We start from the raw sequence: 13,852 nt of genomic DNA, 5'->3' as shown, positions 1-13,852 counted from the left end.
GTCAGCGCTGCTGGGCGCGGACCCACCGCTCCAGCTCCTCCGGAGCGGTGGGCAGGGCGCTGGACAGGACCTCCACGTCGTTCTCCCGGACGACCACGTTGTCCTCGATCCGGACGCCGATGCCGCGCAGCTCCGGGGGCACGGTCAGGTCGTTCGGGTGGAAGTACAGGCCGGGCTCGACGGCCAGCGCCATGCCGACCTCGAGCGTGCCGTCGTGGTAGGCCTCGGCGCGCGAGTTGGCGCAGTCGTGGACGTCCAGGCCGAGGAAGTGGCCGACGCCGCACACGATGTAGCGGCGGTGCTGCTGGCCGTCGGTGGACAGGGCCTCGTCGACCGACACGGGCAGCAGGCCCCAGTCGTCCAAGCCCTCGGCCAGCACGCGCATCGCCGCGTGGTGGAAGGCGCGGTAGTCGTTGCCGGGGCGCACGGCGGCCAGCGCGTCGACCTGGGCGCGGGCCACGAGGTCGTACACCTGGCGCTGCGCGGCGCTGTACTCGCCGGAGATCGGCAGGGTGCGGGTGATGTCGGCGGTGTAGAGGGTGTCGACCTCCACGCCCGCGTCCAGCAGCAGCACCGCGTCCTGCGGGACGACGCCGTTGTTGCGCACCCAGTGCAGCACGGGGGCGTGCGGGCCCGCCGCCACGATCGACGCGTAGCCGGGGCCGTTGCCGCTGGTGCGGGCCCTGCGGTCGAAGGTGCCCTCCAGCCAGCGCTCGCCGCCGCCCTTGACGGCCGTCGGCAGCTCGGCGGCGACCTCGGCGAAGCCGAGCACGGTCGCGTCGACCGCCCGCTGGAGCTGGCCGACCTCCCAGTCGTCCTTGATCCGGCGCAGCTCGGCCGCCGTGCGCCGCAGCTCGGCGGAGTTCTCGCCACTGGTCAGGGCGTCCAGCAGGGGATCGGTGCCGCGCGCCGCGAACACCTCGGGCAGTCGGCCGCGCAACGCCGACGCGAGCTGGTCGATCGGACGGCAGCGCAGGCCCAGGGCGTCGGACCACTCGGCGAGGCCGGGGACCGGGCCGATCCAGAGCTCGCCGTCGCGGGCGTTCGCGAAGAAGTCCGGGTCGTCCGGGCCCGCGGGCTCGTGCAGGAACAGCTCGGCCTCGCCGTCGCACAGGACGAGGACGGCTCCCTCGGCGGAGCAGCCCGTGAGCCAGGAGAAGTCGCTGTCCGGGCGGAAGCCGTAGTCGGAGTCGTTCGCGCGGACGGGCGCCCAGCCGGACGCGACGGCGATCCTCTTGCCCGGCAGGGCGGCGGACAGGCGCGCGCGGTGGTCGGCGGCGGCACGAGCGGCGCCCTCCGGCAGGCGGACGACGCGATCGGCGTCACCCCAGCCGTGGCGGACGTTCTCGCGGAAACCGGTGGCGTCGACGAGCCTGCTCGGGTCACGACGGGCGGGTCGGGTCATGCGATCCCCCTTGGAAGCGGCGGTGGCGGTCGGCACGACTGTGCCATCCGGCCTGGTCCGGGCGCATCCCGGTAGCGTCGATCACCATGACCTCGGGAACGATGACCGTTGACGGCGGCGAACTGGCGTACGAGATCCGCGGGTCCGGCAGCCCGGTCGTGCTGCTGCACGGCGGGTTCCTCAACGGGGCGATGTGGGACGCGCAGGTCGCGCGGTTCGGCCGGGCCCACACCGTCGTCCGGTACGACACCCGCGGCCACGGCCGGTCGTCCACGCCGAGCGGCCTCTTCGCCCACCACGAGGACCTCCGGGTGCTCCTGGACGGTCTGGGGATCGCGCGGGCGTCGGTCGTGGGGCTGTCGTTGGGGGCCCGCACGGCGATCGACTTCGGGATCGCGCACCCGGACCGGGTCGACCGGCTGGTGCTCGCCTCGCCGGGGATCAGCGGGATGGCGTTCCGCGATCCGTTCGTGCTGGAGCACATGGGCCGGATCGGCGCGGCGGGGAGCGTCGAGGGCGCGGTCGAGTGCGTGCTGCGGGCGTGGGTCGACGGCCCGCACCGGGCTCCGGAGGAGGTGGAGCCCGCCGTGCGGGAGTCGTGTCGCGCGATGATGCTGGACAACTTCGCCCGGCACCGGCAGGCGATGACGCCCTCCGTCCAGTTCGGGGCGATCGAGCGGGTGGCCGAGCTGGTGGCGTCGACCCTGCTGGTGGTCGGCGACGTGGACTCCACCGACATCCACGGGGTGGCCGACCTGGTGGAGGCCTCGGCCGCCGACGCCAGGAAGGTGGTCGTCGGCGGCGCGGGGCACGTGGTCAACCTGGAGCGGCCCGAGGAGTTCGACCGGGAGGTGCTCGCGTTCCTCGGCTGACCGGGTCAGGCCGCCAGCCGACGGGCCGCCAGCGCGGTCGCCTCGCGCAGCGGCGTGGTGCCCGCGGCCGTGGCGGCGGCCAGGATCGCGGCCACGGTCTCGCCGATGGCCTCCACCCGTGCCAGCGCGGCCTCGTGGGACAGGCCGTCCACCTCGCGGGCCAGCACGTAGACGATGCCGCCCGCGCTCGCCACGAAGTCCGGCACCCACGTGACGCCCCTGGCGGCGAGGTCGGCCGCCACCGCGTCGTCGGTGAGCTGGTTGTTCGCCGGGCCTACCACCAGGGACGCGCCCAGGTCCGTGTCCGCGGCCAGGACGCCGCCGACGGCCGCCGGGACGAGGATGTCGGCCGGGGTCGCCAACGCCTTCTCCGGGGCGACCCAGCCGTAGCCGAGGTCGCGCGCCAGGCGTTCGCGGCGCGGGTCGATGTCGGACACGGTGACGTCCGCTCCGGTCAGGCCCGCCGCGAGGTGCTCGCCGACCGAGCCGAAACCGGCGATCACGACGCGCTTGCCCGTGACGTCGGCCGAGCCGAACACCTGCCTCGCCGCCGCCCGCAGCGAGGCCAGGACGCCGACCGCCGTGGGAGCGCTGGACGAGCCGACGCCGCCGTGCGACTCGGGCAGGCAGGACGAGTACGGGGTGATCTCCCGCAGCACCAGCATGTCCTCCGGGCCGGTGCCGACGTCCGGGCCCGTGCGGTAGCCGCCGTCGAACGAGGCGATCAGGTCCGCGTGGTCCAGCAGCACGTCACGGCGTCGCGCCGCGGTCAGGACCTCGCCCTCCGCCAGTGCGATCACGCTCTTGCCGCCGCCGAACCGGACCCCGGCGACGGCGCACTTGTCCGTCATGGCGCGGGACAGCCGCAGCACGTCGTGCACCGCCGCGTCCAGGTCCGGGTACGCCTTGAGCCTGGTCCCGCCCACGGCCGGGCCCAGCGCCCGCGAGTGCACGGCGACCATCGTGGTGACCCCCGACCGGCGGCCGCGCCGGACGACCAGCTCCTCGTGCTCCCACATGACTGCCTCCTGAACGATGAACGGCCCGTGGCACCGAAGTTAGGGTGAAGCGCGACGGCGTGGTCGGTCCGCCGAACGTTGTTCGGTGGCGAGCGGGAAGAGGGGCCGTGGACGAACTTGATTCGGCGATCGTCGCGTTGCTGCAGGAGGACGCCCGGCAGTCGAACCGCGACATCGCCCGCAAGGTCGGGATCGCGCCGTCGACGTGCCTGGAGCGGATCCGGCTGCTGCGCGAGCGCGGGGTGATCCGCGGCTACCACGCGGACATCGACCTGGCCGCGCTGGGCCGAGGTGTGCAGGCGATGGTGTCGGCGCAGGTCCGGCCGTTGAGCCGGGTGGTGATCGACGCGTTCCAGCGCACGCTCGCGGACCTGCCCGAGGTGATGTCGGTGTTCGTGACGGCGGGCAGCGACGACTTCCTGGTCCACGTCAGCGTGCGGGACATCGACCACCTGCACTCGTTCCTCGCCGACCGGCTCGCCGTGCGCAAGGAGGTCGTCGGCTTCCGCAGCTCGATCATCTTCCGGCACCACCACCGGACCGTGCTGGAGCCCTTGCCGGACAACGGGAAGCGCCCCGGACCTCGATGAGGTCCGGGGCGCTGCCACCAAGCGGTCCGGCCGGACAGGGGGAGGCCGGGTCGGCTCCTAGAACACGAGGTTCCAGGAGTTGATGTAGCCGGTGTCGGCCGCCGCCACGTCCTGGACGCGCAGCTTCCACGTGCCGTTCGCGACCTCGCTGGAGGCGTTCACGGTGTAGGTGGTCGTCACGTCGTCCGCGGAGTCGTTGGCCGACCCCTTCAGGCGGTAGGCGGTGCCGTCGGGCGCGAGCAGGTCGATCACCAGGTCGCCCCGGTAGGTGTGCTTGATGTCGACGCCGACCTTCAGCGCGGACGGGGCGTTGCCCGTGCGGCCGGAGACGGTGATCGACGACGTGACCGCGGCGCCGTTGTCCGGGATCTGGACGTCGGCGGTGTTCTCGAACGTGCCGCCGGTCGGGGGCGTGGTGCCGCCGCCCGCCGCCGCCACGGTCTTCGCCGCGTCGGCCAGGCCCGCGCCGCAGCCACCGGTGCAGGTGCCCGCCAACGGCCGGGCGTTGTTCTTGATCAGCGTCTCGACCTGGGCGGGCGTGAGGGAGCTGTTCCTCGCCAGCACGAGCGCGGCCAGTCCGGCGATGTGCGGCGCGGCCATGCTGGTGCCCTGGTACGGCACGTAGGTCTCGCTGCCCGGCGTGGTCGTGCCGGTGTTCAGCGTGGACAGGATGCCGTTCTCCGGGGTGGACACGGTGCCGCGGCGGGTCTCGCCGCCGGGCGCGGTGATGTCGACCTTGGCCCCGTAGTTGGAGTAGTACGAGCGGTTGCCCTCACGGCTGCCCGCGGCGACGTTCACGACGTTGTTGCAGCTCGACGGGGCGAAGCCCGCCGTGTCGGCGTTGGAGTTGCCCGCCGCGACGACCACGGTCGTGCCCCGGCCGACGGCCGAGTTGATCGCGTTCTGGTAGGTCGACGAGCACGCGCCCGGACCGCCGAGGCTCATGTTGATGACCTTGGCCGGGGTGGGGTTGGCGGGCACGCCCGCGACGGTGCCGCCGGACGCCCAGATGATGGCGTCGGCGATGTCGGAGGTGCTGCCGCCGCACTGCGCGAGCACGCGGACGGGCTGGATCTTCGCGTCGTACGCGATGCCCGCGACGCCCTTGCCGTTGTTCGTCGACGCCGCGATGGTGCCCGCGACGTGCGTGCCGTGCCAGCTGGAGTTCTGGTCGGTGGGCGGGACGGGCTGGCCGAGCGAGTCGGTGCCGCAGTCGCCCCTCTTCATCCAGTCGCCGTTGTCGGACGGGTCGCTGTCGCGGCCGCCGCCGTCACGGGCGCGGGAGGCGTCGGACACGAAGTCGTAGCCCGCCACGGTCTTGCCCGCGAGGTCGGAGTGCGTGACGTAGCCGGTGTCGATGACCGCGACCGTGACGCCCGCGCCGGTCGACGTGGGCCACGCGGCGGGGACGTTCATGCCCGCGGTGGGCTCGTAGAGGTCCCACTGCTTGGCGTACTCGGTGTCGTTCGGCTCGGCCAGCGCCTGCATCATCAGGTCGGGCTCGACGTAGGCGACGTCCGGGTCGGCCCGGAACTCCGCGATGGTCTTGGCGGCGTCGCCCGCGGTGGTCGTGCCACCCAGGTCGACGACGGCCGCGCCGGTGGCGAGCCGCCGGTCCAGCTTGAGCGTGCGACCGGCCTTCGCGCCCTTGGTCCGCGCGTCCGCCGCGGCGGCCGTGTCGGAACTGGACTCGGTCGCCGTCGACTTGTAGCCGACGATCAGGCGTTCGTAGGGCCGAGCGGTCCCGGTGGGGACGGGCTGGGCCACCAGGTCCGCGCCGGGCTGGGCCGCGGGGGCCGCGAACGCCGTAGTGGTGATGCCACCGAGCAGCGTCACCGTGACGGCAGCGCACGTGGCGGTGCGTCGCAATCCATTCACAGCGGTTGTTCCTTCCACCTACAGGGACCCCGCTTGCCGCCGAGGGATCAGGGTTTCTGAAGCGGCTGCGGAGTTGAGCTGGAACGTAGGCAGCGGTGTGGCGCCTGGCACAGGGCCTGGGCGGGCAGGTTCCCGTCAGCGGCGTAATCCCGCCACTGCCACTGGTCCGAACGGTCGTACGCGTGAGTCCCTTCGGTCCAGTGGTGGACAATGCGTGAGTGTTCGAACACCTGGGCGTCACGCCGGAGCAGTCGCGGGTCTACGAGGTGTTGGTCCGGGTGGGCACGTGCACGGTCGACGAGATCGCCGCCGAGCTGCCGGGCGTCGCCGCGGAGCCCGTCGTGGCCTCGCTGGACGCCCTCGGCCTGGTTCAACGCCGGTCCGGCGACCCCGCGGTGTGGCAGGCCGTCGCGCCGGACCTCGCCGTGGAGATGCTCATCGCCGCGCGCGAGGACGGCCACCGGCGGGCGCGCGCCGAGGCGCTGCCGCTGATGGAGCTGTACCTGAAGGGCCGCGACGAGCAGCACCAGGACGACAGCGGCATGGTCGAGGTCGTCACGGGTGTGAACGCCGTGCGCGACCTGTGGGAGACGCTGCTCGCGGGCGCGCGCCGCGAGGTGTGCGTGCTGGACCAGCCGCCGTACGTGTCGCCGCCGGAGGACCACGTGGCGCTGGAGGTCGACACGCGCGCCCGGCAGGTGCAGTGGCGGGTCATCTACGACCGGTCCAGCATCGAGCTGCCCGGTCGGCTGGCCGAGATCGTGCACCTGGTCGCGGCGGGGGAGCGGGCGCGGGTCACGCCCACGCTGCCGTTCAAGCTCGGGCTGGTCGACGCGCGGGTCGCGGTGCTGCCGGTGGGGTCGAACGGGGTCGTGGACAAGGTGCTGCTGATCCGGCCGTCCGCGCTGCTGGACGTGCTGCTCTCGACGTTCGAGCTGTACTGGGACCAGGGGATCCCGTTCACGCCCCGGTCGTCGGCCGGAGCGCCCGCCGACGAGGTCGCCGACCCGCAGCTGCTGGCGCTGCTGGCCGCCGGGCTGACCGACGAGAGCATCGCGCGGCAGCTCGGGCTGGCGCCCCGGACCGTGCAGCGGCGGGTGCGGCAGCTGATGGACCGCTCGGGCGCCCAGACCCGGTTCCAGGCCGGTGTGCAGGCGATGAGACGCGGTTGGCTCTGAATACCTGAGTCACCCTCTGGAACTCACCTACCCGGTCGCGTCGTCGCCGTCCGATCCGGCACCCCGCCTGACCAGCCGACATGACACGCCGCATGTCACTCGATGGTGGTCACCCGCATGACACACGGGTGCGGTTTCAGTCACGATGACGGCCTCATGCCCGTCACCTTGGAGTTCACCGACGGGGTCGCGTCGATCCGCGTCGAGCACTCTCCGGCCGGACCGACCGACTCCGACCTCGCCGCCGTGCGGTCGGCGCTCGACACCGCGTCGGACGCCGTCGCGATCGTGCTGCACTGCGACGACCGCCCGTTCCTCTCCGGCGTCGACCTCCGGCTCGTCGCGCGCACCTCGCCCGCCGAGGTCCGGGCCCGCGCCGAGGACCTCCGCCTGCTGTGCGAGCGGATCGCCCGGATGCCCGTCCCGGTGGTCGCCGCGATCGGCGGGGACGCGGTCGGCGGCGGGTGTGCGGTGGCGATGGCGTGCGACGCGCGGGTGCTCGCGGACACCGGCAGCCTGGGGTGCGTGACCTCGGCGCGAGCGGATCGCGCGGTCCTGACCGGCCGCCGGGTGCCCCCGGCGGAGGCGTTGCGCGGTGGGCTCGTCGACCTGGTGGTGCCGTTTTGCGCACTGCTTGCGTCAGCGCGGGAGCTGGCCGTCAGCCACGCGGCACACAAACCACGCAAACGAGCGCAAGAGTACGCAAAAGTCCGTTAATCATTGTCGTATAGTTGCTCTATGACGCAGCGACGGTTGGCGGAAGTGGCCGCGAAGGTCGGCGTGAGCGAGGCGACGGTGAGCCGGGTGCTCAACGGCAAGCCGGGTGTCTCCGACGCTACCCGCTCCGCCGTGCTCACGGCCCTCGACGTGCTCGGCTACGAGCGCCCCACGCAGCTGCGCGGCGAGCGCGCCCGGCTGGTCGGGCTGGTGCTCCCGGAGTTGCAGAACCCGATCTTTCCGGCGTTCGCGGACGTGGTCGGCAACGCGCTCGCGCAGCGCGGGTTCACCCCCGTGCTGTGCACCCGCACGGCCGGTGGCGTGTCCGAGGCCGACTACCTGGAACTGCTGCTCGAACAGCACGTGTCCGGCGTCGTGTTCGCGGGCGGGCAGTACGCCCAGGCCGACGCGCCGCACGAGCACTACCGGCAGATGACCCGCCGCAAGCTGCCCGCCGTGCTCGTCAACGCGGCCGTCGAGGACCTCGGCTTCCCGCGGGTGTCGTGCGACGACGCGGTGGCCGTCGAGCAGGCGTTCGGGCACCTGGTGTCGCTGGGCCACCAGCGCATCGGCGCGGTGCTCGGACCGCCCGACCACGTGCCGTCGCAGCGCAAGCTGGCGGCCCTCCAGGTGTGCGCCGAACGGGCGAACCTGGAGCTCTTGCACGATTACGTCGAGCACACCATGTTCTCCCTCGAGGGCGGGCAGGCCGCGGCCACCCGGCTGCTGCACCGCGGGGTCACCGGCATCGTCTGCGCCAGTGACCCGCTTGCGCTAGGCGCGGTGCGCGCGGTGCGCAGGCAGGGCAAGCGGATCCCGCAGGACGTGTCGGTGGTCGGCTACGACGACTCGGCGTTCATGAACTGCACCGAGCCGCCGCTGACCACGGTCCGGCAGCCGATCGAGGCCATGGGCCGGGCGGCCGTCGAGCTGTTGGCGAACCAGATCTCCGGGGCGCAGGTGCCCGACGAGGAGCTGCTGTTCGAGCCCGAGCTGGTCGTCCGCGCGTCCACGGGCCCCGCTCCGCGCTAGTCCCGCTCCCGTCAGACCCCGAAGGGGCGAGCCGCCACGGCTCGCCCCTTCTTCGCGTCACCCGTTCGTGATAAATGTCAGCATCTTGCGAAATATCGTAGACATCTTGCGGACTCCGGCTCGTCACGCTTATGGTGTGCGCCACACAAGCCGTCGCTGATCCACCGCCGAGAGTCACCTCCGACTCACGGACAGATCCCGCGCACCCTCGTCGAGAAGGGTCCCCAGACGATGAACACATCAACGGTCCGCAGAGCCGCAGGCCTGGTGCTGGTCGGCAGCCTCAGCCTCGCCACGGTGGCGTGCTCCTCCAGCACGCCCGACGCGTCCACCGGCGGCAAGGTGGCCATCACGGTCAACGGCCAGCCGCCCCAGACGCAGGCGTTCGACCGGAAGGTCTTCGACGACGACGTCGCCGAGTTCGAGGCGGCGAACCCCGACATCGACCTCCAGCCGAAGGAGGGGTTCATGGACCCCAAGACCTTCTCGGCGAAGCTCGCGGGCGGCCAGCTCGAAGACGTGTTCTACGCCTACTTCACCGACCCGGCGAACCTCATCGCCCGCAAGCAGGCCGCGGACATCACGGACTACGTGAAGGACGTGCCGCACTACGCGGACATCCAGCAGAACCTCAAGGACGTGTTCAGCGCGGGCGGCAAGGTCTACGGCGTCCCGACGGCCAACTACTCCATGGGCCTGCTCTACAGCCGGGCGCTGTTCACCAAGGCGGGCCTGAACCCCGACTCCCCGCCGAAGACGTGGGACGAGGTCGCGGTGGCGGCCAAGAAGATCGCCGACCTCGGCGGCGGCACGGTCGGCTTCGCCGAGTACAGCAAGAGCAACCAGGGCGGCTGGCACTTCACCACTTGGATGTACTCGCAGGGCGGCCAGATCGCGAAGAAGGACGGCGACAAGTGGGTCGCGGACTTCAACAACGACAAGGGCAAGGCCGTGCTGAACCACCTCAAGAAGATGAGGTGGGAGGACAACAGCATGGGCGAGAAGCAGCTCCTCGAACTCGCCGACGTGCAGCAGATGATGGGCGCGGGCCAACTCGGCATGTACCTGTCCGCGCCGGACAACGTGCCCACGCTGGTCAACCAGTTCAAGGGCAAGTACGAGGACTACGGCCTGGCGGGCATCCCGGACGGCAAGGGCACGCTGATCGGCGGCGAGGGCTACATGCTCAACCCGAAGGCCACGCCCGAGAAGATCAAGGCCGGCCTCAAGTGGATCCAGTGGAAGTACCTGAACCCGGACCGCATCGAGAAGAACCTCCAGCGCTACAAGGCCGAGGGCCAGCCCATCGGGCTGCCGGTCCCGCCGGTCGCCGACATCTGGACCGGCGCCACGCGTGACAAGCAGAACCAGCTCAAGGACGCCAACGCGACCGTGCCGGTGGCGAACTTCAAGGCCTACGTCGACTCCTTCGAGAGCATCAAGGGCGCCATCGAGCCCCCGAACGCCCAGCAGGTGTACGCGATCCTCGACAACGTGATGCAGGCCGTGCTCACGGACAAGGACGCGGACGTCTCCAAGCTGCTCGCCGATGCCGAAGCCAAGGTGAACCCGGTGCTGGCCCAGGTGAAGTGATGTCGGCTTCCACACTGCTCCGCCCTGCCGGAGCACCCGCCCCGGACGCCACCCGGCGTCCGGGGCGGGCCCCCGGCCGGACGCGCCGCCGGATCGTGGAGAACCTGACGGCGTACGGGTTCCTGTGCGCCGCCCTGGTCTGCTTCGCGCTGTTCTCCTGGTACCCCATCGTTCGCGGTGTCCTGCTGGCGTTCCAGCAGGTCAACTTCATCACCGACCCGGAGTGGGTCGGGTTCGACAACTTCGAACGGCTCTTCGCGGACCCGCTGTTCTGGGACGCGTGGCGCAACACGCTGCTGTTCACCGGGCTGGCGCTGGTGTTCGGGTTCTTCGTCCCGTTCCTGATCGCCGTGCTGCTCAACGAACTCCGGCACGCCAAGGGGTACTTCCGGCTGGTCGTCTACCTGCCGGTGATGCTCCCTCCGGTGGTCGCGGCGCTGCTGTGGAAGTGGTTCTACGATCCGGGCCCCGGCCTGTTCAACTCGCTGCTGCGGATCGTCGGGATCGACGGCCCGCACTGGCTCGACGACAGCACGACGTCGTTGCTGTCGCTGGTGCTCGTGGCCACGTGGTCGAACCTGGGCTCGGCGACGCTGATCTACCTGGCGGCGTTGCAGACCATCCCCGGCGAGCTGTACGAGGCCGCGGAGCTGGACGGCGCGAACGTCGTGCAGCGCCTGCGCCACGTGACGATCCCGCAGACCCGGTTCGTGCTGCTGGTGCTGCTGCTGTTGCAGATCGTCGCGACGATGCAGGTGTTCACCGAGCCCTACATCATGACCGGCGGCGGACCGGACGACTCCACGGTCACCGTGCTGCTCCTGCTGTACCGCTACGCCTTCGTCTACAACGACTTCGGCACGGCCAGCGCTCTCAGCACGCTGCTGCTCGTGGTGCTGTCGGTGTTCTCCTTCGCCTACCTGCGGATCACCAGGAGGGCAGACGCGTGAGCGACCGTCCTGTTCGGACCCTCTTCTCCGGCAACCGCACCGGCCTCGGCTACAAGGTCGTGTTCACCGTGACGATCGTGGTGTTCACCGCGGCGTTCGTGCTGCCGTTCCTGTGGCTGGTGCTCGGCGCGATGAAACCCACCGTGGAACTGGCTCGGGTGCCGGTGACGGTGCTGCCGGAGACGTGGCAGCCCGGCAACTACACCGAGGCGTGGCAGTTGATGGACCTGGGCAAGTACTTCCTCAACACCGTGCTCGTGGTGGCGGGGGCCTGGGTGATCCAGATCCTGTTCGACGTGCCCGCCGCGTACGCGCTGTCCAAGCTGCGGCCCGTGTTCGGCAACGGGGTGCTGGTGGCGATGCTGATCACGCTGATGCTGCCGCCGTCCACCCTGCTCGTGCCGATGTACCTGACCATCACCGACGTCCCGATCCTGGGCGTCAACCTGGTCAACAACCCCGCCGCGATCTGGCTGCCCGCCGCCGCCAACGCGTTCAACATCTACCTGCTGAAGCGGTTCTTCGACCAGATCCCCTCGGAGCTGCTCGACGCCGCGCGGATGGACGGCGCGGGCGCGGTCACCGTGCTGTGGCGGGTGGTCCTGCCGATGGCCCGCCCGATCCTGGCCGTGGTCTCGATCCTGGCCGTGGTGGCCGCCTGGAAGGACTTCATCTGGCCCCTGCTGGTCTTCTCCGACCCGGCGCTGCAGACGCTCAGCGTGGCGTTGCAGCGCTTCGCGCCCGACACCCCGATCAACCTGCTGCTGGCCGGATTGGTGCTCGCCGCCCTGCCGATGATCGCCGTTTTCCTGGTTTTCCAACGGCACATCCTGGCCGGACTCACAGCGGGAAGCGTCAAGGGCTGAACCATTCCACGAGGAGGGCATTGAAGTGGCCGAAGCGAAGACGACCACGACCACGCGTTGGTGGCGCGGGGCGGCGATCTACCAGGTGTACGTCCGGAGTTTCGCGGACGGCAACGGCGACGGGGTCGGTGACCTCCAGGGCCTGCTGCGCAAGCTGCCCTACATCGCCGAACTGGGCATCGACGCGATCTGGCTCAACCCGTGGTACCCGTCGCCGATGGCCGACGGCGGCTACGACGTGGCCGACTACCGGGCCATCGAGCCGCTGTTCGGTTCCCTGGTGGAGGCCGAGAAGCTGATCGACGAGGCGCACGCCCTCGGCATCCGGATCATCATCGACATCGTCCCCAACCACTGCTCGGACCAGCACCCCTGGTTCCTCCAGGCCATCGCCGAGGGGCCGGGCAGCCCCGCGCGCGAGCTGTTCTGGTTCAGGCCGGGCAAGGGGGAGGACGGCTCGGAGCCGCCGAACGACTGGCAGTCCCGGTTCGGCGGCCCGGCGTGGACCCGGTCCACGAACCCGGACGGCACGGCGGGCGACTGGTACCTGCACCTCTACAGCCCCGAGCAGCCGGACTTCAACTGGACCAACCAGAAGGTGCACGACGAGTTCGACGACATCCTCCGGTTCTGGCTGGACCGCGGCGTTGACGGCTTCCGCATCGACGTCGCCGACGGCCTGGTGAAGGAGGACGGCCTGCCGGACCTCAACGGGGAGACCCCGGAGCCGCTGCCCTTCTCCGACCAGGACGGCGTCCACGAGATCTACCGGCACTGGCGGCGCGTCGCCGACGAGTACCCCGGCGAACGGGTCTTCGTCGGCGAGATGTGGCTGCCGGACCCGGTGCGCTTCGCCCGCTACCTGCGCGCGGACGAGCTGCACTCGGCGTTCAACTTCGACTTCCTCGGCTGCCCGTGGGAGGCCTCCGCGCTGCGCGGGGTCATCGACGACACCCTCGCCGCGCACGCCCCCGTCGGCGCGCCGCCCACGTGGGTGCTGTCCAACCACGACGTCACCCGGCACGTCACCCGCTACGGCCGCGCGGACACCTCGTTCGACTTCGGCGACCGCCAGCACCTGGCGCCCACCGACTTCGACCTCGGCACCCGCCGGGCCCGCGCCGCGGCGATGCTGACCACGTCGCTGCCCGGAGGCGTCTACGTCTACCAGGGCGAGGAGCTGGGCCTCTGGGAGGTCGAGGACCTCGACGACGACCTGCGCGAGGACCCGGTGTGGGTGCGGTCCGGCCACACCGACCGCGGGCGTGACGGCTGCCGCATCCCGATCCCCTGGGGCGGCACGGAAGCGCCGTTCGGGTTCGGCGACGGCACGGCGTGGCTGCCGCAGCCCGCGGAGTGGAGCGGCTTCACCGCGGAGGTGGAGGCGGCCGACCCGGACTCGATGCTGTCGTTCTACCGGACCGCGCTCGGCCTGCGCCGCAGCGAGGAGGCGCTCGGCGACGGCGACCTGACGTGGCTCGACCTCGGGCCGGGCGTGCTCGCGTTCACCCGCTCGCCCGGTTTCGCCTGCGTGGTCAACCTGTCGTCCACTCCGATCCCCCTGCCGGAGCATGAGAGCGTCCTGCTCACCAGCAACCCCCTGGTCGACGGCGACCTGCCGTCGGACACCGCCGCCTGGCTCCGCCTGGGCTGATCCGCGAGGAGGACAACGATGTCGTTCCGCCTGAGACCCGTGCCCCGGTAGGTCCCTGCCCTCCGCGCGCGCCCCTCGGTTGTCGGCCCGAACAACCA

General features: G+C 71.3%; 12 protein-coding genes. 9 read left to right on the top strand and 3 right to left on the bottom strand.

Annotated elements, in window-relative coordinates; translation table 11 throughout:
* Position 1: 1 nt before the first annotated feature.
* Positions 2 to 1,405, bottom strand: coding sequence for an aminopeptidase P family protein (locus ACFWW9_RS22100; protein WP_390380858.1), 1,404 nt, complete (start codon positions 1,403 to 1,405; stop codon positions 2 to 4).
* Between the two features lie 86 nt (positions 1,406 to 1,491).
* On the opposite strand from ACFWW9_RS22100, the gene ACFWW9_RS22095 reads away from it, so the two are divergent.
* Positions 1,492 to 2,277: an alpha/beta fold hydrolase gene (locus tag ACFWW9_RS22095; RefSeq protein ID WP_390380855.1), complete on the top strand. Its 786-nt coding sequence runs from the start codon at positions 1,492 to 1,494 to the stop codon at positions 2,275 to 2,277.
* A gap of 5 nt (positions 2,278 to 2,282) precedes the next feature.
* Here the strand turns inward: ACFWW9_RS22095 and ACFWW9_RS22090 are convergent, their stop codons facing one another.
* The gene (locus ACFWW9_RS22090; RefSeq protein WP_390380852.1) at positions 2,283 to 3,296 is read right to left on the bottom strand and encodes a Glu/Leu/Phe/Val dehydrogenase dimerization domain-containing protein; all 1,014 of its coding nucleotides are present in this window, start codon (positions 3,294 to 3,296) and stop codon (positions 2,283 to 2,285) included.
* A gap of 107 nt (positions 3,297 to 3,403) precedes the next feature.
* On the opposite strand from ACFWW9_RS22090, the gene ACFWW9_RS22085 reads away from it, so the two are divergent.
* Positions 3,404 to 3,886, top strand: coding sequence for an Lrp/AsnC family transcriptional regulator (locus ACFWW9_RS22085; protein WP_390380849.1), 483 nt, complete (start codon positions 3,404 to 3,406; stop codon positions 3,884 to 3,886).
* A 57-nt stretch (positions 3,887 to 3,943) separates the two neighbouring features.
* Here the strand turns inward: ACFWW9_RS22085 and ACFWW9_RS22080 are convergent, their stop codons facing one another.
* Positions 3,944 to 5,764 carry a S8 family serine peptidase gene (locus ACFWW9_RS22080; protein ID WP_390380846.1) on the bottom strand — a complete coding sequence of 607 codons (1,821 nt, stop codon included), beginning with the start codon at positions 5,762 to 5,764 and terminating at the stop codon, positions 3,944 to 3,946.
* A gap of 218 nt (positions 5,765 to 5,982) precedes the next feature.
* On the opposite strand from ACFWW9_RS22080, the gene ACFWW9_RS22075 reads away from it, so the two are divergent.
* The 7 genes from ACFWW9_RS22075 (at position 5,983) to ACFWW9_RS22045 (ending at position 13,754) form a co-directional block, all read left to right on the top strand.
* A complete protein-coding gene (locus ACFWW9_RS22075; RefSeq protein ID WP_390380843.1) occupies positions 5,983 to 6,942 on the top strand; it encodes a helix-turn-helix domain-containing protein in 960 nt (319 codons plus the stop codon).
* Positions 6,943 to 7,098: 156 nt separating this feature from the next.
* Positions 7,099 to 7,659, top strand: a complete 561-nt coding sequence (locus tag ACFWW9_RS22070; RefSeq protein ID WP_390380839.1) for an enoyl-CoA hydratase/isomerase family protein — start codon at positions 7,099 to 7,101, stop codon at positions 7,657 to 7,659.
* A 21-nt stretch (positions 7,660 to 7,680) separates the two neighbouring features.
* On the top strand, positions 7,681 to 8,691 hold the full coding sequence (locus ACFWW9_RS22065; protein ID WP_390380836.1) for a LacI family DNA-binding transcriptional regulator: 1,011 nt from the start codon (positions 7,681 to 7,683) through the stop codon (positions 8,689 to 8,691).
* A 231-nt stretch (positions 8,692 to 8,922) separates the two neighbouring features.
* Positions 8,923 to 10,284 (top strand): ABC transporter substrate-binding protein, encoded by a 1,362-nt coding sequence (locus ACFWW9_RS22060; protein WP_390380833.1) that lies wholly within the window; start codon positions 8,923 to 8,925, stop codon positions 10,282 to 10,284.
* The gene (locus ACFWW9_RS22055) at positions 10,284 to 11,234 is read left to right on the top strand and encodes a carbohydrate ABC transporter permease (RefSeq protein WP_390380830.1); all 951 of its coding nucleotides are present in this window, start codon (positions 10,284 to 10,286) and stop codon (positions 11,232 to 11,234) included. The genes ACFWW9_RS22060 and ACFWW9_RS22055 overlap by 1 nt, the downstream gene beginning before the upstream one ends.
* Positions 11,231 to 12,100, top strand: coding sequence for a carbohydrate ABC transporter permease (locus tag ACFWW9_RS22050; protein WP_390380827.1), 870 nt, complete (start codon positions 11,231 to 11,233; stop codon positions 12,098 to 12,100). Before ACFWW9_RS22055 ends, ACFWW9_RS22050 begins: the two co-directional genes overlap by 4 nt.
* 25 nt (positions 12,101 to 12,125) lie before the next feature.
* On the top strand, positions 12,126 to 13,754 hold the full coding sequence (locus ACFWW9_RS22045) for an alpha-amylase family glycosyl hydrolase (protein WP_390380824.1): 1,629 nt from the start codon (positions 12,126 to 12,128) through the stop codon (positions 13,752 to 13,754).
* Positions 13,755 to 13,852: the final 98 nt, after the last annotated feature.

The organism is Umezawaea sp. NPDC059074 (assembly GCF_042738955.1).
Classification (GTDB): domain Bacteria; phylum Actinomycetota; class Actinomycetes; order Mycobacteriales; family Pseudonocardiaceae; genus Umezawaea.
The sequence above is the reverse complement of the archived record's forward strand: the minus strand, read 5'-3'. Positions and strand labels throughout refer to the sequence as shown.

Excerpts from the sequence above, each read along its gene's own strand:
- ACFWW9_RS22095 (WP_390380855.1), top strand. The coding sequence starts at position 1,492 with ATGACCTCGGGAACGATGACCGTTGACGGCGGCGAACTGGCGTACGAG.
- ACFWW9_RS22090 (WP_390380852.1), bottom strand. The coding sequence starts at position 3,296 with ATGTGGGAGCACGAGGAGCTGGTCGTCCGGCGCGGCCGCCGGTCGGGG.
- ACFWW9_RS22055 (WP_390380830.1), top strand. The coding sequence starts at position 10,284 with ATGTCGGCTTCCACACTGCTCCGCCCTGCCGGAGCACCCGCCCCGGAC.
- ACFWW9_RS22100 (WP_390380858.1), bottom strand. The coding sequence starts at position 1,405 with ATGACCCGACCCGCCCGTCGTGACCCGAGCAGGCTCGTCGACGCCACC.
- ACFWW9_RS22065 (WP_390380836.1), top strand. The coding sequence starts at position 7,681 with ATGACGCAGCGACGGTTGGCGGAAGTGGCCGCGAAGGTCGGCGTGAGC.
- ACFWW9_RS22070 (WP_390380839.1), top strand. The coding sequence starts at position 7,099 with ATGCCCGTCACCTTGGAGTTCACCGACGGGGTCGCGTCGATCCGCGTC.
- ACFWW9_RS22060 (WP_390380833.1), top strand. The coding sequence starts at position 8,923 with ATGAACACATCAACGGTCCGCAGAGCCGCAGGCCTGGTGCTGGTCGGC.